Genomic DNA, 24,852 nt, shown 5'->3' on the forward strand with positions numbered 1-24,852 from the left:
GGTGCGGCGTCAGGCCACCTTGGCGCCCAGGAAGTCGCCCAGGGCGGCATGAAAGCCCGCTTCGTTGTCCCAGGGAATCATGTGGCCGGCATCGGGCACCCGGACGTGCCGGGTCTGCGGCGCCAGTTCCTGCCATTCGGCCACGTCATCGTCGCCGACCACGCCGCCGCGCTCGGCGGTCATGAGCAGCAGTGGCACCGTGACGCCGGGCAGGTTGGCGTGGATGTCGTCGCGGCCGAAGTCTTCGAAGCTCTGGACGATGGCCGGTTCGAAGCAGGTGTGCAGCCATTGGGCCCGCAGGGCGCGCTGTTCGTCGGTCCAGGTGGGGCAGAACGCGCGCATGTCCTCGGCGCTCATGCCGTGCGTGGCCTGGCGGATGGAATCCACGTACCAGGCCAGGTTGGCGGGGTAGGCGCGCCGGCCGGGGCCGGATACCGGCGGGTCGACGATGACCAGGCGCGTCAGCCCCTGCGGCGCCTGGCTGGCGGCGCGCACCGCGATGCGCCCGCCCATGGAATGGCCGACCAGCGCATAGCGCGCCAGGCCCAGGGCGTCGGCCAGTGCGACCACGTCGGCCGCCTGCGCGTCCAGGCCGTAGTCGAGGTCGGGGCCGGATGAGGACAACCCCCGGCCGCGCACGTCCAGTACATAGGTGTCGAACTGGCGGCCCAGGCGTTCGGCGACGAAGCCCCAGGTGGCGGCGGGGCTGGTGATGCCGGGAATGACGATGACCGCGTCGCGGCCCGCGCGTTCGCCGCCGTAGCGCAGATAGTGCTGGCGGATGCCGTTGGCGTGGACGTGGGCGCCGTAGAGATAGGTGCTGGTGGGCGGATTCATGGAAGGCCTCGGTAAGCGGGCTAGGGTTTTCGATTAATTGAAAAACAGCGTATACGCTCTATTCTTGCAGGCATCGAATCGAATCGCCAACATGAGTTTCATCATGGTTTTCACCTAATTCGCCCTTTATTGGTGCAAATTTGGAAGGGTAAACACTATGTGGGCACGATTAACCTGGTTCTCTGCCTGACCCGAAAATTAAAGCGTGTACGGGCTAATTTTCAAAACGCTACAAGGAGATATCCGTGTCCAAATTCCCTCGAATCGCTGTCGTCGGCGCCGGCCTTGGCGGCGCGGCCACCGCGTCGCTGCTGCTCCAGCAAGGCCTGAACGTTCGCGTCTATGAGCAGGCGCCGGGCTTTTCGCGCCTGGGGGCCGGCATCCACGTGGGCCCCAACGTCATGAAGATCCTGCGCCGCATCGGCGTCGAAGACGCGCTGAATGCGCAGGGCTCGCATCCGGATTACTGGTACAGCCGTCACTGGGAAACGGGCGACGTGCTGGCGCAGATTCCCTTGGGGGACTACGCGGTCAAGCACTACGGTGCCTCGTATCTCACCGTGCACCGCGGTGACTTCCATGCGCTGTTGATCGATGCGCTGCCGTCCAGCGTGATGGCCTATGGCAAACAGCTGACTCGGGTTGAGGACCGCGGTGACGTCGTGGTGATGCACTTCGCGGACGGCACCTCGGAAGAGGCCGACATCGTCATCGGCGCCGATGGCGTGAATTCGTGCATTCGCGAAGCGCTGCTGGGGCCGGAGTTGCCCAAGTACGCGGGCTACCTGGCACATCGCGCGGTGTTCCCGACCCCGCAGGTCAAGGCCGGCATGCTGCCGTTCGACGACTGCGTGAAATGGTGGAGCGACGACCGCCACATGATGGTCTACTTCGTCACCAGCAAACGCGACGAGCTCTATTACGTGACGGGCGTGCCGGTCGAGCACTGGGACTTGAACGACCGCTGGCTGGCCAGCAGCAAGGAAGAAATGCGCGAGGCCTTCCGGGGCTGGCACCCGACGGTGCAGGCGCTGATCGATTCCACCGTGGAAGTGACCAAGTGGTCGCTGCTGGAACGCGATCCGCTGCCGCTCTGGAGCCGCGGCCGCCTGGTGCTGCTGGGCGATGCCTGCCACCCGATGAAGCCGCACATGGCGCAAGGGGCGGCCATGGCCATCGAAGACGGCGCCATGCTGGCGCGGTGCTTCCAGGAGGTGGGCGTGCACAACCACGAGCTGGCCTTCGCGTTGTACGAGGCCAACCGCGCCGAGCGCGCCAGCAAGGTGCAGCGCATCTCGCACGACAATACGTGGCTGCGCACCAACGAAGACCCGTCTTGGTGCTTCGGCTACGACGTGTTTTCGGTGCCGCTGGTTGACCCGGCAGCCAAGGCCGTGGCCTGATATTTTTACGGGTTCGAGGAAAACGGGTTTTTCCCCGAACCGCGCAGCCGCCGCCCACCGCCATCCTGAAGACCTGCCACGCCATGGGAACCCCCGCCAATTCCGACCGAGCCGTGTCCCCGATCCGCCTGCGGGTCAACGGCCGCGCCTGCGAAGTGCCGGCCGCGCCCGACACGGCGCTGCTGCACGTGTTGCGCAACGACCTGGAATTGAATGGACCCAAGTACGGCTGCGGCCTGGGTGAATGCGGCGCCTGCACGGTATTGATCGACGGGGTGGCGGCGCGTTCCTGCGTGATTCCGGTGCGGGCCGCGCAGGGGCGACAAGTGACCACGCTGGAAGGCCTGGGCACGCGTGAACAGCCCGGCCCCACCCAGCAGGCTTTCATCGAATGCCAGGCGGCGCAGTGCGGTTACTGCCTGAACGGCATGATCATGACGGTGGAAGCGTTGCTGCGTCGCAATCCGCAACCGTCCGAAGCGGACGTGCGCAGCGAGCTGCACCACAACCTGTGCCGCTGCGGCACGCATGTGGAAATCATGCAGGCCGCATGGCGGGCCGTGCAATTGAAGGCGGAAGCGGCCAAGGCCGCGCTGGCCGGCACCTCGGGCGGGGCGGCATGAATCAGCCCTTGCACGCCTCGATGACGTCGGTGGGTGGCCTGCCCGCCACGTTGCCGCCCGACACGCTGCATGGCCTGGCCCTGCGTGCCCCCGATGCGGCCTGGGACGGTGCGCGTTATCGCGGGCGCGGCCTGGCCAGCATCGATCTGGCGGGTGCCAGGAAAATGGCGGGCGTGGTGGCGGTGGTGCACCAGGGGCACTTTGCCGGCGTGATCGCCGCGTCGCCGTTGCAGGCACGCCAGGCGGCGGCCGGCTTGAATCCGGTCTGGGTTGCCGCCGACAGAAATCCGGCCAATCATGCCCCGGCGGGCGACGTCGACGCGGATGCGTATCGCTGGAGTATGCCGGCCGATGACAATCATCCCGTTGCGCGCGTCGCCGTCTGGTGCCTGAACGGTCACGTGGGCGCATGGCTGCCGGCCTGCTCGCCGGACGTGCAGCGTCAGGTTCGGCGCGAACTGGCCCAGTTGCTGCAGTGTCCCGAAGCCGCCATCGGCCTGACCGTATGGCAAGACGATGCGGCTGCCGCCGACAGCCAGCCCCCGCATCCGTTGAGCGTGCTGGATGCCGCCGCGGACGCGGCGCTGCTGTCACAGGCCATTGGCCGGCCGGTGAGCGTCGCGTGTGTTGCCGTCGCGGGCGGGGAACTCGCGTTGCGGATGGTGCAGGCGGCTGCGCCAGCGACCGTCATCGATCCCACGAACAGTGACGCCGCAGACGTTGCCCCGGCAATGCCGACCGATGCGGCGCGCGGCGCCGTCGCCGCGCCGGACATGCCGCGTGGGCAACCGGCACACCAGGGTTTCGTGGCGAACGCGCCGTGGGCCGTGCGCCCCAGCCTGGCCCGCCTGCTGAGCCAGCCGAGCATCGCCTCGGCCAGCGCGCAGGCCACGGTACGCACCGATTTCGCCGTGCAGTCGCCCCGGTCGGCTTCGGCACCCGTGCACGCCGGGGTGCACGACCTGAATGCCGCGCAGGTGTTCGCACAGGAAAGCCTGTGGCACGAGCAGGCGCTGGCGCAGGGCGTGGACCCGCTGGCGTGGCGGCTGCAGCAACTGCCGGAAGGCCCGGGCCGCGATCTGGCCATGCAGGTGGCCGAGCAGGCGTCGGTCATCGGCGGCGGCATGGCCCAGGGGGCCGACGGCCGCTTGTGGGGACGCGGCTTCGCCACCGCCGCGGCGCAGGGCGTGGATGACTCGGGCGCCGACCAGATGGTGTGGAGCGCCTGGGTGGCCGAAGTGGCCGTGCAGCCGCAGACCGGCCATATCGAAGTGACCCGCGTGGTGGCCGGCCACGACAGCCGGCATCTGCAAGCGGCGCAGGGCGCGCCGGTGCAACGAGAGATCACGCATCAAGCGCCGCAATGCCTGCAAGACGCGCGGCGGCTGCTGGCTGCACCCGCAGCCTTTGACGATTGGGGGGCTGCGGCAGCGTCGGCGCCAGACCCGGCCGCGTCGGCAACCCACGCGCTGACCGCCCGCGAGGCGCGCAACGACCTGACCGGCCTTGACGCCAACACGGTGGGCCCATTGACGCAGGGGCGTCTGGCGCTGGATGGCGTGATGACGTTGCCCGCCGCGGCCGCCATTGCCAATGCCATCCAGGATGCCACCGGTGTGCGCCTGCGGCAGGCGCCGTTCCGGTCCGAGCAACTGCGCCTGGCGCTGGCCGGACGCGAGACCGCGCCCGCGGGCAAGCTTTGGCGCCGCAGCTGGGGCTGGGCCACGGCCGCAGCGGCCGGGTTGGCGGGCCTGGCCGTCATGGCGTGGCCGGCCAAGCCGGCGTTGCCGCTGACGGCAGGGCCGGATGTGTCGCTGTATTCCCCGCAGGCCATCGCGCGCGGCCGGCTGGTGGCGGCGGCTGGCGATTGCGTGGTCTGCCATACGGCGCCGGGCGGCGCGCCCAACGCCGGTGGCTTTGCGCTGGAAACGCCCTTCGGCACGGTGTATTCCACCAATATCACGCCGGACCATGACACCGGCATCGGACGCTGGTCATTTGCGGCCTTTGATCGCGCCATGCGGCAGGGCATCCACCAGGATGGTCGCCAGTTGTACCCCGCGTTTCCGTACACGGCTTTCGCCAAGCTCACCGACGCCGATATGCAGGCGTTGTATGGCTACCTGATGTCGCAGCCGGCGGTGGCATCCACGCCGCCCGAGACGCGGCTGGCGTTTCCGTACAACCTGCGCCCGATGATCGCCGGCTGGAACCTGCTGTTCCACGACGCCGCGCCGTATACCCCCGATCCCGACTACAGCTTTGAATGGAACCGCGGCGCCTACCTGGTGCAGGGCGCCGGCCATTGTGCCGCCTGCCATTCGCCGCGCAACGCGCTGGGGGCGGAAAAGGGCGGCCTGGATTACCTGGCCGGCGGCGAAGCCGAAGGCTGGACCGCGCCGCCGCTGAACCGGCTGGCCGACGGCAAGCTGCCCTGGACCCGCGAAGGCCTGACCCAATATCTGCGCACGGGCTATTCACCCCGCCATGGCGTGGCCGCGGGCCCGATGGCGCCCGTGATCCACGGGTTGGCGCAGTTGCCCGAGAGCGATGTGCGGGCGATCGCGACGTACTTGATGGACCTGCCCGGGCCGGCCACCTCGAATGCGCCGGAGCAAGCAGTGGCAACCCGCGCCCCGACGCAGGCAGCCACCATGCAGGCGCCACCCCAGCCCGCTCCCGCACCGCAACCCTTCCCCGCGTCCGGGCCCGCCGTGGTCACGGCCCAGGCTGCGCCGCAGCCGGCGCGCTTTGCGGAGCTGTCCGGCCAGGTGCGCAACGTCAAGGGCGAACGCCTCTACCAGAATGCCTGCGCCGCCTGCCACGAGGCAGGCAGCGGTCCCACGCTGTTCGGCGCCAAGCCGCTGCTGGGCCTGAACACCAATCTGCATGCCGCCACGCCCGACAACCTGATCCAGGTGATCCTGCACGGCATCCAGGCACCCGCCAACGACGAGCTTGGCTACATGCCCGGCTTCAAGGACAGCCTGGACGATCGGCAGGTGGCGGACTTGATCGAATATTTGCGCGAGCGATTTGCGCCGGAGGAAAAGCACTGGCCAGTGGATTTGAAGATGATTAGCACGCTGCGCGAGCACGCGCCGTAGCAGCAAGGGGAAGCACCAGGGCACATCTGCCCGCCACTGTGCACATGCCGCCGGCCATGTTGCACAGCCATGAACATGCGGCTCGTATCGGCCCGGATTTGGCGCCGAGGGGAACGCTTGCGCCGTTGAATTCGCTCAATACAAGGGGAGTCCTCTCATGACAGGTTCATTTGTTTCCGTGGAAAAAGGCATCCAGCTAGCGGGTGTCGGGAAGTTCCAGTACCGCTTGTTCGTGATCTTCGGCCTGGTCTGGCTGGCCGACGCGATGCAGGTGCTGTCCATCGGCTTTTCGGCGCCGTCGATCGCCAAGACGTTTGGCGTGACGGTGCCGCAGGCCTTGCAGACCGGTACCGCCTTTTTCGTCGGCATGCTGATCGGCGCCTTTGTCTTCGGCCGCCTGGCCGACCGCATCGGCCGCCGGCCGGTGCTGATGATGGCCGTCATCATCGATGCCTGCGCGGGCGTCGCGTCGGCCTTTGCGCCGGAACTGAGCTGGCTGCTGTTGCTGCGTTTCGTGACGGGCATCGGCGTGGGCGGCACGCTGCCGGTGGACTACACCATGATGGCCGAGTTCCTGCCCAGCGATCGTCGCGGCCGCTGGCTGGTGCTGCTGGAATCGTTCTGGGCCGTCGGCACGATCTGCCTGGCGCTGCTGGCGCTGGCCGCCGTGTCGTGGGGCGATGACGCCTGGCGCGTGATCTTCTTCGTGACCGGCCTGCCGGCCTTGATCGGCGTGGTGCTGCGCTTCTACATCCCCGAATCGCCGATGTACCTGAACCGCAACGGCAAGTCCGACCAGGCGCGCAAGGTGCTGGAACGCGTGGCCCGGGTCAATGGCCGTAACGCCGAGATTCCTGCGCTGCAACCCGAACTGCAGGCCCGCAAGCCGCTGTCGGCCTTGTTCTCGGCCGATTACCGCCGTCGCAGCCTGGCGTTGTTCCTGGCCTGGGCGTTGATTTCCATCGCCTACTACGGCGTGTTCGTCTATCTGCCGGTCAAGCTCAGCAGCGAAGGCTTTGCCTTCATGCGTGGCCAGGAATTCCTGGTGCTGCTGGCGCTGGTGCAGTTGCCCGGCTTTGCCCTGTCGGCCTACGGGGTCGAGCGCTGGGGCCGCAAGCCCACGCTGGTTGGCTTCCTGCTCTTGAGCGCGGTGGGCTGCATGCTGTACAGCCTGGGCACGGCGCCCGCGGTGGTGGTGGGGTCGACCTTGCTGATGAGCTTTTCGCTGTTGGGCACGTGGGGCGCACTGTATGCGTTCACGCCCGAGGTCTATCCGACGGACCTGCGCGCCAGCGGCATGGGCATGGCGGGCGCCGTGGCGCGTTTTGGCGGACTGTTCGCGCCGGCCATCATCGCGCCGCTGATGGCCAATCATTTCACGCTGTCGCTGGTGGTGCTGGCCAGCATGCTGCTGGCAGGCGCCGTATCGATCTGGGCGGTGGACGTGGAGTCGCGCAACCGCGCGCTGGACTAAGGGGCCGGGGCCCGCGCGGCGTCTTAACCGGCGTCGTCGGGTCCTGCGTCGTTCTCCAGCATCTTCTTGAGCAGGAACACCAGTGCCAGGCGTTCGGCGGGATTGAGCTTGCCGAAGGTGCCTTCGGTGATCTGCTTGGCAAAGGGTTCCATCTGCCGCACCAGCTCGTGGCCGGCGGGCGTCAGGTTGATGACGACCTTGCGGCGGTCTTGCTGGTCGTGCTCGACCTGCACCAATTCGCGTTGCTTGAGCCGGTCGACCACGCCCCGCACGGTGGCCTGGTCGATCACGGTGGACTTGACCAGGTCGACCAGCGAGCTGGCGCCGTTGTCCCGCACCGAACACAGCACCACGAACTGCGCGGCGGTCAGCTGCGAGTCCGGGATGAACTGCTGGAACAGAGCGGTATGCCGTTGATAGACACGGCGCAGCAGGTGACCGATCTGATCGGAAAACAAATAGCCATCCTTGGTCGGCGCGGACTTGCCTTTCATATTGCACTCAAGCCTATTCGAAGCGGTGCGGTGCGCACCATGATCTTGCTCAATGAATCTTGTGCAAGTTTACGGGCACCGCCGTCGGCCGGCACGCGCGTCAGCTTCCTGGCGGGGTCGAACGCTTGGTCGGACGCGTTCCCCAGTCGCTCGACGCCGTGCCTTCGTCGTCCACCGTCAGTCCATCGCCGGCCATGATGCCCTTGGCGATCTCTTCGGCCGACTTGCCCGCAAAGCCGTGCTCGCCCGCCGTGATGCGAAAGCTGTCGCCCTCCAGCGGGCTTTGCAGCGTGGCCGACGACAGCAGCACGCCGTTCGAGCGCAGCTGCACGCGCTTGCCCACGCGGTTGCGGGTGAAGTCGGCCAGGGCCTGGCGGCTGCCGGGTTTGAGCACAACATCGACGAAGCGCATCGACGTGACCTGATCCGTGCCGGCGGTGGCGCTTTCGGCTTGCAGTGTCACGGTCTCGGCCAGGGCGGCGGCGGGCGCCAGCATCAGCAGCGCGGCGCAGGCGAGGGATCGGAAACCGGTCATGGGGGATTCTCCAGGAAGCGTACGGGCAATGCCGGCATCCTAGCCGGGCCGGGCGGGGCAGGGCATTACGAGTTGTATTCAGCCGTTGGTTTCATCGGCATTCGCCCGCTACTATGGCGGCTCATCCAGGGCGGCCGTGGATCGGCCCGGCCGCCGCAAGGGAACCCTGCCCCATGAAACTGCGCGTCTCTTTCTTCCTGTCCGGCCTGTTGCTGGCGGGCGTTGCCCACGCCGGCTCGGCGCCGGCCGAACTGTCCTGTGTCTCGGAAAGCGGCAAGGTCGCCCTGCGGGGCGTGGTGCCGTCGCCGTCGTCTGACGAGCTCAACGTGGTCCTGACCTACGTCGGGGCCAAGATGACCTTCGACATCGAAAAGCAGCCGGGCTACGTGGTGGCCGATTTTCCGCAGGGCATCTTCACGCTGGTCGCGCCGTATGAGGATTGGCCGCTGACGCTGTACGCCTTGCCGGCCAGCGTCACGGTGAAAAAGCAGGACAACGGCGACGTGGCGGGCACCTTCCAGGCCAAGCTGTCGGGGCCGCGCCCGGGCGTAACCGTCGCGCCAGGCGCCGCCAATCCGCTCAAGGCCACGTTGAACTGCAAATACAAATACTCGCTGTAGGGCCGTCTTCAGGGCGGTCGCCCGCGGCCTGGCTTTCCGGGTAATCCCGCTATCGGGATTTTCGGCAAGATTTGTATGATGACCATATGACATCAGAATCGCAGGTCCGTGAAGAAATCTGCACCGTTGGCGCCAGCCTGTACCAGCGCGGCTACACGGTGGGGGCCGCCGGCAACATCAGCGTCCGGCTCGACGATGGCTGGCTGATCACGCCTACCGATGCGTGCCTGGGCCGGCTCGATCCGGCCGACCTGGCCAAGGTCGATCTTGCCGGGCAACACGTATCGGGCGGCAAGCCGTCCAAGACATTGGCGTTGCACCAGGGCATCTACCAGGCCGACCCCGCCACGCGTGGCGTGGTGCACACCCATTCGACCCATCTGGTGGCGCTGACGCTGGCCGGCGTGTGGCGCCCGGACGAGGTGCTGCCGCCGATCACGCCGTATCAGGTGATGAAGGTGGGCCGCATTCCGCTCATTCCCTATCGCCGGCCGGGCGATCCCGTTGCGGCGGCACAGGTGGCGGCGCTGGCGGCGCAAGTGCGCGGCGTGCTGTTCGAACGCCTGGGGCCGGTGGTGTGGGAACGCTCGGTGTCGCACGCCTCGTTCGCGCTGGAAGAACTGGAAGAAACGGCGCGCCTGTGGCTGATGTCCGACCCCAGGCCGTCGCCCTTGTCCGAGGCCGCCATTGAAGAATTGCGCACGGTGTTCGGGGCGCGCTACTCCCAACCCCCACTCGCGGGAGGCAAGGCATGAAAATACTGATCACCGGCGGCGCCGGCTTCCTGGGCCAGCGCTTGGCACGCAAGCTGCTTGAGCAGGGCCGCCTGGCGCTGGGCGGCGCGGCGCCTGAACCCATCACGCAGATCGACCTGCTGGACGTCGTGCAGACCGACGCGATCAACGACACCCGGGTGCGTTCGGTCAAGGGCGACGTGGCCGACCCCGCGGTGCTGGAATCACTGATCGACACCGACACCGCCGCGATCTTTCACCTGGCCGCGATCGTCAGCGGACAGGCCGAGGCCGATTTCGACCTGGGCATGCGCATCAACCTGGACGCCTCGCGCGCGCTGCTGGACACCTGCCGCTTGCGAGGTCACCGGCCGCGCGTGGTCTTCACCAGTTCGGTCGCCGTCTACGGTGGTGCGTTGTCCGACACGGTGCGCGACGATACCGCGTTGAATCCGCAGTCTTCCTACGGCACGCAAAAGGCCATTGCCGAACTGCTGCTGGCCGACTACACGCGCCGCGGCTTCGTCGACGGCCTGGCGTTGCGCCTGCCCACCATCAGCGTGCGACCGGGGCGGCCCAACGCGGCAGCGTCCTCGTTCGCCAGCGGCATCATCCGCGAGCCCCTGAATGGCGAGCCGTCCGTGTGCCCGGTGGGCGCGGGCACGCGCCTGTGGCTGCTGTCGCCGCGCCGTGCGGTGCAGGCGTTGATCGTGGGCTGCGAACTGAGTGCCGAAGCCGTGGCGGACCGCCGGCCCATCAACCTGCCAGGCGTGTCGGTGACGGTCGCCGAGATGACGCAGGCGCTGCGCGACATTGCGGGCGACGCCGTGGCCGACCGCATCAGCTGGAAGGCGGATCCGCGGGTCGAAGCCATCGTCGGCAGCTGGCCTGGCCGCTGGGATACGGCGCGCGCCGCCCGGCTGGGGCTGACGGGCGACGCCAGCTTTGGGGACATCATCCGCGCCTACATCGGCGACGACCTGCGGGGAACGTTATGACAACAGATGTGCCATCCCCGCGCCCTGTCGGCGTGATCGGCCTGGGCGCCATGGGCGCGGGCATCGCCGCCAGCCTGCGGCGCGCCGGATGCCGCGTGCATGCCTACGACATCCGCCCCGGCGTGGCCGCGGCGTTTGCCGAACAGGGCGGCGTGGCGTGTGCGACGTTGGCGGACTTGGCGGCCGGCTGCGACGTGGTAGTCAGCGTGGTCGTGAACGCGCAGCAGACCGAAGCCGTGCTGTTCGGCGAAGGCGGCATCGCGTCGACGCTGCGGCCGGGCGGCGTGTTCGTCATGTGCTCCACCGTGGACCCGACCTGGTCGGCCGCGCTGGAAGCGCGTCTGGCGGCGCTGGGCATCCACTACCTGGATGCGCCCATCTCGGGCGGCGCGGCCAAGGCCGCCGCGGGCCAGATGACGATGATGACGGCGGGCACCGCCGCCGCCTATGCGGCCTGCGGCGACGTGCTGCAATCCATGGCGGGCAAGGTGTACCGGCTGGGCGATCGCGCCGGCGCCGGCAGCAAGGTCAAGATCATCAACCAGTTGCTGGCCGGCGTGCATATTGCGGCCGCCGCCGAAGCCATGGCGCTGGGCCTGCGGGCGGGCGTGGACGCCGAGGCGCTGTACGACGTCATCACTCACAGCGCGGGCAACAGCTGGATGTTCGAGAACCGCATGCCGCACGTGCTGGCGGGCGACTACACACCGTTGTCGGCGGTGGACATCTTCGTCAAGGACCTGGGCCTGGTGCTCGATACCGCGCGCCACAGCAAGTTTCCGCTGCCGCTGGCGTCCACCGCGCACCAGATGTTCATGCAGGCCTCGACGGCCGGCCACGGCGGCGAAGACGACAGCGCGGTCATCAAGATTTTCCCGGGCATCACCTTGCCGGAGTCGCCATGACGATCAGACTGGGCTGCATCGCCGATGACTTCACCGGCGCTACCGACCTGGCCAACAACCTGGTGCGCGCCGGCATGCGTACGGTGCAGGCCATTGGCGTGCCGGCTGCGCCGCTGGACGACCCGGCGGACGCAGTGGTGGTGGCGCTGAAGACGCGTACCATCGACCCCGCCGAGGCGGTGGCGCAGTCATTGGCGGCCCTGGCGTGGCTGCGGTCGCAGGGCGCGGAGCAGATCTATTTCAAGTACTGCTCCACCTTCGACAGCACGCCGCAAGGCAATATCGGGCCGGTCATCGACGCCCTGATGACGGCGCTGGATACGCCCTTCACCATCGCTACCCCCGCCTTTCCGGACAACAAGCGCACCGTGTTCAAGGGCTACCTGTACGCGGGCGACGTGCTGCTGAGCGAATCGGGCATGCAGAACCACCCGCTGACGCCGATGACCGACCCGAACCTGGTACGGGTGCTGTCCGCACAGACGCGACGTCGTGTCGGGTTGATCGACTACACGGTGGTGGCGCGCGGCCGTGACGCCATCCGTGTGCGCATCGGCGAACTGCAAGCCGAGGGCGTGGAGATCGCCATCGTGGATGCGATTTCCAATGACGACCTGCTGGTCTTGGGCCCGGCGCTGCAAGGCATGCCGTTGGTCACGGCCGGTTCCGGCGTGGCCATCGGCCTGCCTGCCAACTGGGGCTTGGCCCCCGGCTCGGCGGCCGGCCTGGCGCGCGAGCCCGGCTTGCAAGCCGTGGTGGCGGGCAGTTGCTCCACCGCCACGCAGGGTCAGGTCGCGGCCTTTATCGAAACCGGGCGGCCGGCCTGGGCGCTGGATCCGTTGCGCATCGCGGCCGATGGCGGCGTCGCGGCGGTCGTGGCCGAGGCCCTGGCCTGGGCCACGTCGCGGCTGGCGGACGGACCGGTGCTGATCTATTCCACCGCCCGGCCCGACGCCGTGCAAGCGACGCAAGCCGCCCTGGGCGCCGCGCACGCCGGGGCGCTGATCGAGACGGCGCTGGCGCAGATCGCCAAAGGCCTGGCGGCGCAGGGCGTGCGCCAGTTGATCGTCGCGGGCGGCGAAACCTCGGGGGCGGTGGTGCAGGCCTTGGGGTTGACGCAGTTGGCCATCGGCGAACAGATCGACCCGGGCGTGCCCTGGTGCGCCGGCCACGCCCAGGCGGTGCGGGCGCGCCTGAGCGTTGTCTTGAAGTCCGGCAATTTCGGCGCGGCGGACTTCTTTACGCGGGCCTTTCAACAGGGAGTGCGATAGGGCGTGCGCCCGGTGCTCGATCGCAGCCGGCGAGATGAACAATGAACGGCTAGCGGTGCGCTTGCCGCAGCCGCTTGGCGGCGTTGACCATATGGATGCGCGCCGCCTCGCGTGCGCCTTCGACGTCTTGCCGGCGAATGGCTTCGGTGATGGCCTGGTGTTCCTGCAGCACGGCGCGCATCAGGTCCGCATGGCGCGCTTCGTTGCCGCGCGTGACGCGGGTGGCGGCTTCCAGGAACTGGCTGACGAACGCCAGCGTCGTGAGGAAGTACGGGTTGCCGGTGGCGCGGGCAATGCTGCGATGGAAGGCGACGTCTTCCTTGACGCCGTCACCGCCGCGCTCGACGGCCTGCGAAATGGCCGCCAGCGCGTTGTCGATGGCGGTCAGGTCGCGTTTGCTGCGCTGCGCGGCGGCCTGGGCCGCGATCTCGGTTTCCAGCGCGCGGCGCAGGTCCACGATGTGCAGCACCGCGTCCAGTGACGACAGCTCGGTGGCATCGATGCGCAGCGCGCGGTTGCCGCCCTGCGCCGTGACGAACACGCCGCTGCCCTGGCGCGCCTCGACGATGCCATCCTGGCGCAGGCGCGACACGGCCTCGCGGATCACGGTGCGGCTGACGCCGAACTGTTCGGCCAGGCGAGTCTCGGTGGGTAGCTTTTCACCGGGCAGCACGCGGCCTTCGTCGATTTCGGCGCGCAGTTGCTTGGCGACGGTGTCGGTCAGCGTGGGGGGCGTGTGCAGTCGGGGAAACGCCATGGAGGGGGGCGGCTGGGAAGGACTTTGCATGATACCCCGCAGCGTCAAGCGGCCGCGCGCGCCGCGTTCAGGCAATCGATGAAACACTGCGCCGCCGGCGTCGGCGGCGATTCGGCTCGCGTCAGGATCGATACCCGCGCGGCCGGCAGCGGATGCGCCAGCGGCATCACGCACAAGGGGTGTGGCACCAGCTCGCGATGAAAGCCATTGCGCACGAAGAACCCCACCGCATCGCTTTGCGCCAGGATCGCCAGCGCGATGGCGATCGACTGGCACGGAATCACGTCCGTCGGCGTGGGCAGCCCGCGCGACGCGTAGGCCAGGTGCAGCAGGTTGGTGGGCGCCTGCGTATTGCCCGGCATCAGCCACAGCAGGTCGCGCAGCTCGGCCAGGTCGGTCGCGTGGCGCAGCGGGTGGTCTGCCCGGGCGCCCACCACCAGCGGCAAGGTGAACAGGGTGGTGCGTGCAAAGCCGTCGTAGATGTCGCCGTCGTATTCGGTCTGCACCACCAGGTCGTAGCGGCCGGCGTCCAGCTGTTCATGGCTGTAGGGCGCCGCGACCTCATGGAACGCGACCGCCACCCGCGGCATGCGGGCGCGAAACGCGGCCAGCGCGGCGGGCAGCACCGTCAGCGCCGACGAACTGATGGCCAGGTTCAGCGTGCCGCCTTCGCCGTCGCGCATCTGGTCGATGTCTTCCTGCGCCCGCCGGGCTTCCTGCAGGATCAGCACGGCGCGCTTGTGCAGGGCCTGGCCATAGGGGGTGAGTTCCACCCCCTTGGCGCTGCGCCGCACCAGCTCGGCCCCCAGGCTTTGTTCCAGTTCGCGCAGGCTGCGCGTGGCGGCCGGTTGGGTGACGCACAGGGCGCGGGCGGCGGCGCGGATGCTGCGGTGTTCGGCGATCAGCACGAAGGCGCGTAACTGGCGCAGGTTCATTGGGGGCTACCGTCCGGCAGAGGGTATAAGAAAAAGGCATCGCTGCGCCAAAAATACTGTCTTTCGCGTTTCAAGGGCCATCCGTATATTCACTAGCACCGCACGGCGCCCGATACAGGGGCCGGCGGCCAAGGATCGGACATCAAGGGGAAAACATGTCTATCGCCATCGCAGCCGGCGCCCGTGCGCCCAGCCTGCACACGCCGTCCATGCGCCGGCGCGTCATTGCCGGCACCACCATCGGCAATGCACTCGAGTTCTTCGACTTCACCGTCTTCACCTTCCTGATGCTGGTGATCGGGCCGCTGTTCTTTCCAGCGGCCTCCAGCTACGGCCAGTTGCTGTTGACCACGGCCACGTTCGGCGTGGGCTTCCTGATGCGCCCGGTGGGCGGCATGCTGATCGGTTCCTACGCCGATCGTCATGGTCGCCGCGCCGCCATGACGCTGACCCTGTGGCTGATGGGGCTGGGTTGTGCGCTGATCGCCGCCGCCCCGACGTATGCGCAGATGGGCCTGGCGGGTCCGGTCATGATGGTGCTGGCGCGGCTGATCCAGGGTTTCGCCGCGGGCGGCGAGGTGGGCGCGTCGACCACGCTGCTGGTCGAGCACGCGCCGGCCTCGCGGCGCGGCTTCTATTCCAGCTGGCAGTTCGGCAGCCAGTCGCTGGGCGTGGCGCTGGGCGCGCTGGTGGTGGGCGGGTTGACGGCCGCGCTGACGGCCGAGCAGATGCAGGCCTGGGGCTGGCGCCTGCCGTTCGTGATCGGCATCCTGACCGTGCCGGTGGGCGCTTACATTCGCCGCAACCTGGAAGAGACGCTGACCCCCCAGGACGAGCCGGACCGGCCCCGTGCCACCGCCCATCAGCCGCTGCGCCGTATCTTCGCCGAACACAAGGCTGAAGTGGCCAAGGGCATCCTGCTGATGATCGGCGGCATGGTGTGCGCGCAGATCATCGGCTTCTACATGCCGGCCTATGCCCACCGCGAGCTGGGCCTGCCCGCCACGTCCACGCTGTCGGCCAGCGTGGTGGTGGGGGCCGTGGGCTTTTTCTGCGCACCGCTGGTCGGCATGCTGGCCGACCGTGTCGGGCGCAAGCGGGTTATCTTCTGGTCGAGGGTGGTGACGGTGGCGGTCTTGCTGCCATGCTTTCAATGGCTGGTGGCCGAACCCGGCAGCGCGCGGCTGATGACGGTGGTGGCGCTGTTGTCGGTGCTGCTGGCATTGCAGTCCGCGCCAGGCATCACCATGCTGCCCGAGCTGTTTCCGAAATCCGTGCGCACCACCGGCATGTCGGTCGTGTACGGACTGGGTATCTCCGTGTTCGGCGGCTTTGCCCAGTTCTTCGTGACCTGGCTGCTGCACGTGACCGGCAACCCCATGGCCCCCGCCTGGTACCTGATGGTGGCGGTGGCGATTTCCACGGTGGTGCTGTTCTGGATACGCGACCGCACCGGTGACGACATCGACAACCAGGAGACGTGATGCAATCCGCAACCCCTTATTTTTCCCGCAGCTACGCCCAGGCACGCGAACGCTTCACGGCCGCCGCCCGGCCGCTGGCGGCGCACTTCACGTCCTACGCCATCGACCCCAAGGGCTCCGAGGGCGAGGCCCTGGCGACCGACGTGGCGCTGATCGGCGACCCGGACGCGCAGCGGCTGCTGATCATGACATCCGCCACGCACGGGGTGGAAGGTTTTTGCGGCTCGGGCTGCCAGCTCGCGCTGCTGGATGACGCCGACATGCTGGCGCGGGCCCGCCAGGCCGGCGTGGCGCTGCTGCTGGTGCACGCGGTAAATCCGCATGGCTTTTCCTGGATTGCCCGCACCGACGAGGGCAACGTCGACCTGAACCGCAATGCGCAGCCGTTCGGTGCGCAAGCCCTGCCCGCCAATCCCGGCTACGCGCAGATCCATGACTTGCTGCTTCCCGCGCAATGGCCGCCCACGCCAGCCAACCGCGCGCAGATCGCCGCCTATGTCGCTCAACACGGCATGCCCGCTCTCAAGCAGGCGGTGACCCGGGGGCAATATACGCACCACGACGGCCTGTTCTATGGCGGCGATCGTCCCGCCGCGTCGCTGCTGAACCTGCGACGCATCCTGACCGAGCATGCTGCCCGCTATGCCCAGATCGGCTGGATCGACGTGCATACCGGCCTGGGGCCGCGCGGACATGGCGAAAAGATCTACGCAGGGCGTCGTGACGAAGCCGAAGTCGCGCGCGCCCGCCGCTGGTGGGGGGCCGACATCGCGGTTCCTTACCTGGGCACGTCCGCGTCGGTGGACATCACCGGCCATCTGGCGGGCCTGATCTACGACGCCTGCCCGGCCTCGGTGCCGACGCTGATGGCGCTGGAATTCGGCACGCTGCCGTCCGAAGACGTGGTGGATGCGCTGCGCGGACGCAACTGGCTGCGCGCGCATCCCGATGCGGATGCCGCACGGCGCGATGCGATTCTGCGGGCCACGCTGGACGCCTTTTACTGCGACGCGCCGGACTGGCATGGCGCCGTGCTGGGGCAAAGCCGCGTGGCGGTGCTGCAAGCGTTGTCCGGGCTGGAAGGCACGGGTGCCTGAAGGCATGACGGCCTGACGTCGCATCGGCCGATCCTCCGCGGATCGGCTTGATTTACTTTCAGAATGTTATATCATCCTTCAGCTATTTGTAATGATATAACATCTAAGAGAGTAACGATGAAAGGCAAAACGCTGGGGATGGCGCGAGCAGACGGCAAGCGAGGAGGCGGCAAGGCCACGGGGCGGCGAGCCGGCCGCAAAAGCGCGCTCAAACCCCTGATGTGTTCGCTGATGCTGGCCGCGCCGATGGCGCAGGCCGAAACCGAAGCGGACCCCACCCGCACCAAGACCCTGGCGCCCATCACGGTGTCGGCCAATCCGCTGGGGCTGGACTTGAACAGCACCACCTTGCCGGCTTCCGTGCTGGAAGGCGACGCGTTGATCGAGCGCCGTGCCGGCACCCTGGGCGAATCGCTCAAGAGCCTGCCGGGCGTCAACAGCGACACCTTTGGCGGCGGCGCCAGCCGTCCTGTGATTCGCGGTCAGACGGCGCCGCGCGTGAAGGTGCTGTCCGATGGGTCCGAAGTAATGGATGCCTCCGGCATTTCGCCGGACCATGCGGTGACCGTCGAACCGCTGCTGGCCGAGCGCATCGAGGTGCTGCGCGGCCCGGCCACCTTGCTGTATGGGGGCGGTGCGATTGGCGGCGTGGTCAATGTGGTGGACAAGAAAATCCCCACGGCCGTGCCGGAAAAGGGCGTGGAAATGGAAGGCGAACTGCGCGGCGCCACCGGAACCAAAGAACGCGCGGGTGCCATCGGCATCACCGCCGGCGAAGGCCAGTTCGCGGTGCGGGTGGAAGGCATGAAGCGCCGCACCAGCGACTACGACGTGCCGGACTGGCCTGGCGGCAAGCTGGCCGGCTCGTACAGCGAATCCACCCAGGGCTCGGTCGGCCTGTCCTGGATCACGCCGCGCGGCTACGTCGGCCTGGCGTTCACGCACCTGGAAAGCAAGTACGGCCTGCCTGGCCACAACCACGAATACGAAGGCTGCCACCCGCACGGCACGCATCTGCACTGCGGCGGGCACGATCATGATCACGGCGACGAAGAAGCGGGCCACGACCATGACCATGAGCATGGCGGCGTGCCTTACGTGAAGCTGCGCAGCGACCGCCTGGACCTGCGCGCCGAATACCAGGACCCCTTTGCCGGTTTCGAGAAAATCCGCTTGCGTGGCGGCCTGACCGATTACCAGCATGAGGAAATCGAAGGCGGCCAGGTCGGCACGCGCTTCAAGAACAAGGGCTATGACCTGCGCGTGGAGTTGCAGCACAAGCCCATCGCAGGCTGGCGCGGCGTGATCGGCCTGCAGAATGCCTACAGCGACTTTCGCGCCGACGGTGAAGAAGCCTTCCTGCCGCGCAGCCGCACGCGTTCGAACGGCCTGTTCGTGCTCGAGGAATACCAGCTGAATGACTGGCGCTTCGAGGTTGGCGCCCGCCAGGACTGGCAGCGGATTTCCCCGTCGGGCGGCGCCTCGCGCAGCAGCCTGTCGGGCACCTCGCTGTCGGCCGCCGCCATCTGGGACTTCGCGCCGCAGTACTCGGTGGCCCTGTCCCTGTCGCGCTCGCAGCGCCTGCCGACCGCGCAGGAACTGTATGCGGATGGCGTGCACCTGGCCACCAACACCTACGAACTGGGCAATGCCGGCCTGGGCCGGGAAACGTCGCACAACATCGACCTGACCCTGCGCAAGCATGCGGGCGACACGACGTTCTCGGCCAGCGTGTTCCACAACCGCGTCAAGAACTACATCTACGCCGACACGCTGGACCGCTACGAGGATTTCCGCCTGATCGAATACACCCAGCGCGATGCGGAATTCACCGGCGTCGAAGGCGAGATACGGCACCAGTTCACGCCGGTGTTCTCTGCCGCGGTGTTCGGCGACTACGTGCGCGGCAAGCTGACGGGCGGTGACGGCAACCTGCCGCGCATTCCGGCGGCGCGCGCCGGGGTGCGTGGCAATGTGAAGTGGCAGCAGTGGTCGGGCGGCATCGAGTACGCACGCGTGTTCTCGCAGAAGGACATCGCGTCGTACGAGAACAGCACGCCGGGCTACAACCTGGTCAACGCCGTGGTCGCCTACCGCGGGCGCTACGCCGCGACGGGCTACGAGGTCTACCTGCGTGGCACCAACCTGTTGAACAAGCTGGCCTACAACCACGCATCGTTCATCTCGTCGGTGGCGCCGCTGCCGGGCCGCAGCGTGATGCTGGGCGTGCGCCTGACGTACTGAGTTCGGGCCGAGCCCTGCGCTGCCGGTTCGGGCGCGCAGGGCGGTCAGGCGCGCGGCAGGGGCCGCCGGGGCGGGCAGGTGTGCTAATTTCCAGGCATGCCGCCCGTCACGGAAACCGCCATGCTGAAATTCGCCGCCAACCTGTCGATGATGTACACGGAACACGCCTTCCTGGACCGCTATGCGGCCGCCGCCGCGGATGGCTACGCGGGCGTGGAATGCATGTTCCCCTACGAGGCGCCCGCCGCGTTCGTGCGCGAGCGCATGGACGCCGCCGGCGTGTCGCAAGTGCTGTTCAACGCCCCGCCCGGCGTGGCCTCGCGCGGTGAACGCGGCCTGGCTGCGTTGCCGGGCCGGCAAGACGAATTCCGCGCCGGCATCGAACAAGCGCTGGGCTATGCCACCGCACTGGCCTGCGCCCAGGTCCATGTCATGGCGGGCCTGGCGCCCGAGGGCGCCGAGCGCGGCGCCTTGCTGGATTGCTACCGCGAGAACCTGGACTGGGCTGCCCGCCAGGCACGCTCGGTCGGTGTGACCCTGCTGATCGAACCCATCAACACCCGCGATATTCCCGGCTATTTCCTGAACCGGCAGGACGAGGCGCATCAGGTCGTGCAGGCCGTCAATGCGCCCAACCTGAAAGTGCAGATGGACCTCTACCACTGCCAGATCGTCGAAGGCGACGTCACCGCCAAGCTGCGCCAATACCTGCCCACCGGGCGGGTGGGCCACGTGCAGATCGCCGGCGTGCCGCTGCGCCAGGAGCCGGACCGCGGCGAACTGGACTACGGCTGGATCTTCTCGGTGCTGCGCGAGCTGGAATACAACGGCTGGATCGGCTGCGAATACCGCCCCGCTGCCGGTACGTCCGCCGGGCTGCGCTGGCTGGCCGCGGCGCGCGCCTGAATTGACCCGATGCCCCCGTGTAATGGTCTTTCCGGATGTCAGGCGCTTGCTGCGTCGAAATATAATTAATGTGTTAACTAAATAAAGAACATCAGGAGACAACCCCATGTCCAGACGAGGCTTCATCCGCCGCACGCTGGGAATCGCGGCCGCCTTGGCGCTGGCCACGGGCGCCGGCCCCGCGGCCGCGGAATACCCTGACCATCCCATCCGCTGGCTGGTGCCCTTCAGCGCCGGCGGCGGCAGCGACCTGGCCACCCGCATCGTGGCGCGCCACGTCAGCCAGACGCTGGGCCAGCCCGTGGTGGTGGAAAACCGCCCCGGCGCCGCCACCATCGTGGCGGCCCAGGAAACGGCCCGTGCCGCGCCCGACGGCTACACGCTGATGACCGCGGGCATGAGCACGCTGGCGCTGAACCCCTGGTTGTACAAGCAGTTGCCGTACGACCCCTGGAAAGATCTCAAGCCCGTCTCGACGCTGGTGGCGCTACCCATCGTGCTGGTGGCCTCGCCCGCGTCCGACCTGGACAACCTGCCCGAGGTGATGGCGTACCTGAAAGGCGGCAAGCAGGCCAGCTACGCGTCATTGGGCGTGGGCAGCCCGCACCACCTGGCGATGGAATTGTTCCTGTCCCTGTTCGGCGGGCAGGCCACCGCCATTCCGTACAAGGGCACGCCGCCGGCCTTGCAGGACGTGGCGTCGGGCGTCGTGCCGCTGATGATGGCCGACCTGGCTGCGGCGCGGCCGCTGATCCAGGCAGGCAAGCTGCGCGCCATTGCGGTGCCGGCGATTCAGCGGTCGGAGCAGTTGCCGGACGTGCCGACCTTCGGCGAAGCCGGCGGTCCGCCGCTGGAGGCCACCGCCTGGCAAGGCGTGGTGGCGCCGCCGCGCACGCCCAAGGCGGTGGTGGACAAGCTCAGCCAGGCCATCGTGGCGGCGTTGCAGTCACCGGACGTGATCAAGCAGTTGAAGCTGCAAGGCATGGAGCCCATGGGCAGCACGCCCGACGCGTTCTTCGACTATGCCCACCGCGAATACACCAATTGGGGCGCGGTGATCCGGCAGAAGCATATTTCGGTGGATTGACGCGGGTCGGGCCCGGGCGATTGCCCGGGCCGCCCGCTGTGGATTCAGCCCGCGGCGGCAGCGCGGTTCTGGCGGCGGGCAGTGGCCGCGCAGCCGGCCGAGGCGATGATGATGCCGCAGATCGCCAGCCATTGCGTGCTGGACAGGTGTTCGTTCAGCACGATCACGCCGGCCAGCGCGCCCATCGCGGGTTCCATGCTGAGCAGCACGCCGAACGTCTTTTGCGGCAGGCGCCGCAGCGCCACCATTTCCAGCGAATAGGGCAGGGCGCTCGACAGGATGCCGACGCCGATGCCGGCCAGGATCAGCTTGGGGTCCAGCAGCGCCATGCCGGCATGCGCCGCGCCCACCGGCAACGCCACCATGGTGGCAGCCAGCAAGCCCAGCGACGTCGCCTGGCCGCCGTGCACATTGCCCGCCATCTTGCCGAAGATGATGTACAGCGCCCAGCAGACGGCGGCGGCCAGCGCGAAGCCGATGCCGGCCGGGTCCAGGTCGTGCACGGATTGGCCGGTGGGAATCAGCAGCACCAGCCCGGCCAGCGCGCAGGCAATCCAGACGAAGTCGATGGCGCGGCGCGACAGCACGACGGCCAGCGTCAGCGGCCCGGTGAATTCGATGGCGATGGCCACGCCCAGGGGCAGGGTCCGCAGCGCCAGGTAGAACAGCAGGTTCATGCATGCCAGCGTCACGCCGTACAGGGCGATCTTGGCGGCATTGACGCGCGTCAGCGGAAACCGCCAGGGGCGCCAGAACGCCAGCAGGATGATGGCGCCGATGACGATGCGGTACGCGGTGGTGCCTTGCGCGCCCACCTCGGGAAACAGCGACTTGGCGAACGAGGTGCCCACGCACAGCGACGCCATCGCAGCGATCAGCGACAGCGTCGGCATCAGGGTGGAAGCGGACGCGTTGTGTCCGGGGTTGATCGTGGCGGCGGTCATGGTGCTGCGTCAGGAAAGGGGCGGAAGATCGACATCAGGGATTCAACGTCACGGCGGTGGAGTGGAGCACATACAGTGCCAGGCCCAGCATGATGGCGCCCAGCAGGCCCTGCTGCATGCGCAGGAACCACGGGTTGCGTCCCACCCAGCCGCGGATGCGCGACGCACCGTAGGCAAAGCAACTGCCATACGGCAGGCTCAGCGCCTTCATCGTCACGCCCAGGACCAGCATCTGGATCCAGACGGGTCCGTTGTCCGGCGTGGTGAACTGCGGCAGGAAGGCGATCATGAAGAGCAGTACCTTCGGGTTCAGCAGATTGGTCATGAAGCCTTGCCAGAACGCATCGCGGGCGTCGCCAGGGCGCGCGGTGAGCGACACGTCGGCGTCGCGGGCGCAGCGCAGCATGGCCTTGATGCCCAGGTAGCCCAGGTACAGCCCGCCCGCCGCCTTGATGGCCAGGAACAGCGTGGGAAACGCTTGCAGCACCGAGGCCAGCCCCAGCACCACGGCCGGCACCTGGATGAACCCGGCGGCTACATTGCCCAGCACGCTGTGGAAGGCGGGCCGGAAGCCCTGGGTCATGCCTCGCGACAGCGTCAGTGCCATGTCCGGCCCCGGGGTGAGTTTGAGCGCCGCGTCGGCGGCCAGGAAAAGCAGGAAAAGCTGGAGTGACGGCATGGGAATCGGGCTGCGCCTGGCCGCGAGGTCGACCAGAGGGTTCCCAGTGTAAGCAAGCCGGCTGATTATTTCCTGCAGTCGGCGGGTCGGAAATGAAGTTTCCCGTCAAATTTGGGGGCAGGTCAGGGGGGCGCCCGATTAGAATCCTTCCACAGGCCCGCCCCGCCTGGACTGCCGCCGTTCGAGACCCCTCATGGAACTAGACGATTTCGACCTTCAGATCCTGCAGAGCCTGCAGGAAGACAACCAGCGCACCAGCCAGGAAGTGGCCGAACGCGTGAACCTGTCGCCGGTATCGTGCCTGCGCCGCATGAAGCGGCTGCGTGAGTCGGGCGCGGTGCTGGGCGATGTGTCGGTGGTGGATCCGGCCGCGGTGGGGCGGGGCATCATGATGGTGGTGCTGGTGTCCCTGGAAAGCGAGCGCGCGGACAAGCTCGACCACTTCAAGCGGGCCATGCAGAACGCCCCCGAGATCATGCAGTGCCTGTCGGTGACCGGCGAAGTCGATTTCGTGGTCAACATCACCGTGCGCGACATGGCCGAATACGACGCCTTCGCCCAGCGCCACTTCTGGGGCAATCCCAACGTGAAGCGGTTTTCCACGTTGGTGGTGATGAACCGGGTGAAGTACGGCCTGACGGTGCCGGTGGGGCAGTCGGACGCGTAACGGGTCGTCCGGCGGTGCGCGTTGTCCCCGCAGCCTGACGCCGGCGCTCAAAGAGCGCAGCCGTCCATGTCGCCAGGCTGCGGACGTTCACGCCGCTTCGCGGGCCCCCAGTTCCTGCGCCAGCGCTTCCATGGCCGGGGTGCGGGGCGCGCCCTTGCGAAACACCAGCTCATAAGGTTCGCTGCGCGAGCGCAAGGGTAGCGGCAGCACGCCCACCATGCCGTGGCTGGCGCAATAGTTGGCTACGTCCACCGACACCAGGGCCACGAACGTGGCGTTGCGGTGCAGGAGCGACAACGTGGCCAGCACCGATGTGGTTTCGACCAGGTGCAGCGGAAATGGCAGGCCGGCCTCGTGGAATTCGCGTTCCAGCAGGCGCCGCATGGGCATGTTGGCGCGATACACCACCCAGCGGCTGTCGGCCAGGTCGGCCAGCGACAGCGGCGCCGCGCCCAGTAACGGGTGCGCCACGTTGGCGATCACGGCCAGCGACTCTTCTTTCACATGGAGCGACTGATAGAGCTGCGGCGTGCCGCTGACGGTGGTGCGGCACAAGGCGGCATCCAGGCGGCCGCTGTCGATCATGGCCAGCAGGGTTTCGCTGGTGTCTTCCACCACTTCCACCGACATGTCCGGCTGCGCGGCCAGCAGCGCCGACACCGCGTCCATCAGCAGCGGCACGGCGCCCATGATGCTGCCCACCAGCAGGCGTCCGCCGACGCCGCGGGCGATGGCATTCAGTTCAAACCGCAGGTGTTCCAGGTCGGCCTGGATGAGGCGGGCGCAACGCGCCGCGCTGCGTCCGGCCGCGGTCGGCATCAGTCCGCGATTGGTGCGGGTGAACAGTTCCGCGCCGAACGTGGTCTCCAGTTCCTTCAACGCCTTGCTGGCGCCGGGCTGCGTCAGGCCGACTTTTTCGGCCGCGCCCAGGAGGGACCCTTGTTCTTCAAGCGCGACCAGCAGGCGCAGTTGCTTGGCGTGCAGCCGGGACATGACGGAGTTCAGCGTGGGGACCATTTGACTTGAGTAAAAGTTATAGCGCTATGGAATA

At 67.9% G+C, this 24,852-nt stretch carries 23 protein-coding genes; 15 read left to right on the forward strand and 8 right to left on the reverse strand.

Translation table 11 applies throughout. The annotated features are described in order from the left end of the window. Window positions 1-9: 9 nt before the first annotated feature. Window positions 10-837, reverse strand: coding sequence for an alpha/beta fold hydrolase (locus AC6LJ2_RS11075; RefSeq protein ID WP_498151362.1), 828 nt, complete (start codon window positions 835-837; stop codon window positions 10-12). 245 nt (window positions 838-1,082) lie between these two features. Between AC6LJ2_RS11075 and AC6LJ2_RS11080 the strand changes: the two genes are divergently transcribed. The 4 genes from AC6LJ2_RS11080 to AC6LJ2_RS11095 all read left to right on the forward strand — a co-directional run bounded on the left by AC6LJ2_RS11080 (window position 1,083) and on the right by AC6LJ2_RS11095 (window position 7,444). Further along, window positions 1,083-2,240, forward strand: a complete 1,158-nt coding sequence (locus tag AC6LJ2_RS11080; RefSeq protein ID WP_263915150.1) for an FAD-dependent monooxygenase — start codon at window positions 1,083-1,085, stop codon at window positions 2,238-2,240. 83 nt (window positions 2,241-2,323) lie between these two features. Then, window positions 2,324-2,863: a (2Fe-2S)-binding protein gene (locus AC6LJ2_RS11085; protein WP_498151363.1), complete on the forward strand. Its 540-nt coding sequence runs from the start codon at window positions 2,324-2,326 to the stop codon at window positions 2,861-2,863. Then, on the forward strand, window positions 2,860-5,970 hold the full coding sequence (locus AC6LJ2_RS11090; RefSeq protein ID WP_498151364.1) for a c-type cytochrome: 3,111 nt from the start codon (window positions 2,860-2,862) through the stop codon (window positions 5,968-5,970). The genes AC6LJ2_RS11085 and AC6LJ2_RS11090 overlap by 4 nt, the downstream gene beginning before the upstream one ends. 157 nt (window positions 5,971-6,127) lie before the next feature. Beyond that, complete coding sequence (locus AC6LJ2_RS11095; RefSeq protein ID WP_263915153.1) at window positions 6,128-7,444, forward strand: MFS transporter; 1,317 nt, start codon at window positions 6,128-6,130, stop codon at window positions 7,442-7,444. Between the two features lie 23 nt (window positions 7,445-7,467). Here AC6LJ2_RS11095 and AC6LJ2_RS11100 read toward each other — a convergent pair whose 3' ends face one another. Both AC6LJ2_RS11100 and AC6LJ2_RS11105 read right to left on the reverse strand, forming a co-directional pair. Then, a complete protein-coding gene (locus tag AC6LJ2_RS11100) occupies window positions 7,468-7,938 on the reverse strand; it encodes a MarR family winged helix-turn-helix transcriptional regulator (RefSeq protein WP_263915154.1) in 471 nt (156 codons plus the stop codon). Between the two features lie 100 nt (window positions 7,939-8,038). Next, window positions 8,039-8,473 (reverse strand): SecDF P1 head subdomain-containing protein, encoded by a 435-nt coding sequence (locus tag AC6LJ2_RS11105; RefSeq protein WP_498151365.1) that lies wholly within the window; start codon window positions 8,471-8,473, stop codon window positions 8,039-8,041. A gap of 173 nt (window positions 8,474-8,646) precedes the next feature. On the opposite strand from AC6LJ2_RS11105, the gene AC6LJ2_RS11110 reads away from it, so the two are divergent. The 5 genes from AC6LJ2_RS11110 to otnK all read left to right on the forward strand — a co-directional run bounded on the left by AC6LJ2_RS11110 (window position 8,647) and on the right by otnK (window position 13,001). Then, window positions 8,647-9,093 carry a hypothetical protein gene (locus tag AC6LJ2_RS11110; protein ID WP_498151366.1) on the forward strand — a complete coding sequence of 149 codons (447 nt, stop codon included), beginning with the start codon at window positions 8,647-8,649 and terminating at the stop codon, window positions 9,091-9,093. A gap of 86 nt (window positions 9,094-9,179) precedes the next feature. Next, window positions 9,180-9,848: a 3-oxo-tetronate 4-phosphate decarboxylase gene (gene otnC, locus AC6LJ2_RS11115; RefSeq protein ID WP_498151367.1), complete on the forward strand. Its 669-nt coding sequence runs from the start codon at window positions 9,180-9,182 to the stop codon at window positions 9,846-9,848. Further along, window positions 9,845-10,825, forward strand: a complete 981-nt coding sequence (gene denD, locus AC6LJ2_RS11120) for a D-erythronate dehydrogenase (RefSeq protein WP_498151368.1) — start codon at window positions 9,845-9,847, stop codon at window positions 10,823-10,825. The genes otnC and denD overlap by 4 nt, the downstream gene beginning before the upstream one ends. Beyond that, window positions 10,822-11,730, forward strand: coding sequence for an L-threonate dehydrogenase (ltnD, locus tag AC6LJ2_RS11125; protein WP_498151369.1), 909 nt, complete (start codon window positions 10,822-10,824; stop codon window positions 11,728-11,730). The genes denD and ltnD overlap by 4 nt, the downstream gene beginning before the upstream one ends. Next, window positions 11,727-13,001 (forward strand): 3-oxo-tetronate kinase, encoded by a 1,275-nt coding sequence (gene otnK / locus AC6LJ2_RS11130; protein ID WP_498151370.1) that lies wholly within the window; start codon window positions 11,727-11,729, stop codon window positions 12,999-13,001. The genes ltnD and otnK overlap by 4 nt, the downstream gene beginning before the upstream one ends. Before the next feature lie 49 nt (window positions 13,002-13,050). Here otnK and AC6LJ2_RS11135 read toward each other — a convergent pair whose 3' ends face one another. Both AC6LJ2_RS11135 and AC6LJ2_RS11140 read right to left on the reverse strand, forming a co-directional pair. Further along, window positions 13,051-13,758, reverse strand: a complete 708-nt coding sequence (locus AC6LJ2_RS11135; protein ID WP_263915161.1) for a FadR/GntR family transcriptional regulator — start codon at window positions 13,756-13,758, stop codon at window positions 13,051-13,053. A 44-nt stretch (window positions 13,759-13,802) separates the two neighbouring features. After that, the gene (locus AC6LJ2_RS11140; RefSeq protein WP_263915162.1) at window positions 13,803-14,693 is read right to left on the reverse strand and encodes a LysR substrate-binding domain-containing protein; all 891 of its coding nucleotides are present in this window, start codon (window positions 14,691-14,693) and stop codon (window positions 13,803-13,805) included. A gap of 155 nt (window positions 14,694-14,848) precedes the next feature. Here AC6LJ2_RS11140 and AC6LJ2_RS11145 point away from each other — a divergent pair, with 155 nt between their 5' ends. The 5 genes from AC6LJ2_RS11145 (at window position 14,849) to AC6LJ2_RS11165 (ending at window position 21,511) form a co-directional block, all read left to right on the forward strand. Continuing rightward, window positions 14,849-16,177 carry an MFS transporter gene (locus AC6LJ2_RS11145; protein WP_263915163.1) on the forward strand — a complete coding sequence of 443 codons (1,329 nt, stop codon included), beginning with the start codon at window positions 14,849-14,851 and terminating at the stop codon, window positions 16,175-16,177. Beyond that, a complete protein-coding gene (locus tag AC6LJ2_RS11150) occupies window positions 16,177-17,274 on the forward strand; it encodes a M14 family metallopeptidase (RefSeq protein WP_498151371.1) in 1,098 nt (365 codons plus the stop codon). The genes AC6LJ2_RS11145 and AC6LJ2_RS11150 overlap by 1 nt, the downstream gene beginning before the upstream one ends. Window positions 17,275-17,505: 231 nt before the next feature. Beyond that, the gene (locus AC6LJ2_RS11155) at window positions 17,506-19,518 is read left to right on the forward strand and encodes a TonB-dependent receptor domain-containing protein (RefSeq protein ID WP_498151388.1); all 2,013 of its coding nucleotides are present in this window, start codon (window positions 17,506-17,508) and stop codon (window positions 19,516-19,518) included. 120 nt (window positions 19,519-19,638) lie between these two features. After that, a complete protein-coding gene (gene otnI, locus AC6LJ2_RS11160) occupies window positions 19,639-20,424 on the forward strand; it encodes a 2-oxo-tetronate isomerase (RefSeq protein ID WP_263915165.1) in 786 nt (261 codons plus the stop codon). 106 nt (window positions 20,425-20,530) lie between these two features. Continuing rightward, window positions 20,531-21,511, forward strand: coding sequence for a Bug family tripartite tricarboxylate transporter substrate binding protein (locus AC6LJ2_RS11165; RefSeq protein WP_263915166.1), 981 nt, complete (start codon window positions 20,531-20,533; stop codon window positions 21,509-21,511). 44 nt (window positions 21,512-21,555) lie between these two features. Here AC6LJ2_RS11165 and AC6LJ2_RS11170 read toward each other — a convergent pair whose 3' ends face one another. Continuing rightward, window positions 21,556-22,455 (reverse strand): EamA family transporter, encoded by a 900-nt coding sequence (locus AC6LJ2_RS11170; protein WP_498151372.1) that lies wholly within the window; start codon window positions 22,453-22,455, stop codon window positions 21,556-21,558. A 34-nt stretch (window positions 22,456-22,489) separates the two neighbouring features. Further along, window positions 22,490-23,134, reverse strand: a complete 645-nt coding sequence (locus AC6LJ2_RS11175) for a LysE family translocator (RefSeq protein ID WP_263915168.1) — start codon at window positions 23,132-23,134, stop codon at window positions 22,490-22,492. Between the two features lie 193 nt (window positions 23,135-23,327). Here AC6LJ2_RS11175 and AC6LJ2_RS11180 point away from each other — a divergent pair, with 193 nt between their 5' ends. Further along, window positions 23,328-23,801, forward strand: coding sequence for an Lrp/AsnC family transcriptional regulator (locus AC6LJ2_RS11180; RefSeq protein ID WP_498151373.1), 474 nt, complete (start codon window positions 23,328-23,330; stop codon window positions 23,799-23,801). A gap of 87 nt (window positions 23,802-23,888) precedes the next feature. Here AC6LJ2_RS11180 and AC6LJ2_RS11185 read toward each other — a convergent pair whose 3' ends face one another. Continuing rightward, window positions 23,889-24,794 carry a LysR family transcriptional regulator gene (locus AC6LJ2_RS11185; RefSeq protein ID WP_263915170.1) on the reverse strand — a complete coding sequence of 302 codons (906 nt, stop codon included), beginning with the start codon at window positions 24,792-24,794 and terminating at the stop codon, window positions 23,889-23,891. Window positions 24,795-24,852: the final 58 nt, after the last annotated feature.

Source organism: Achromobacter sp. 1014246743 (assembly GCF_059760725.1).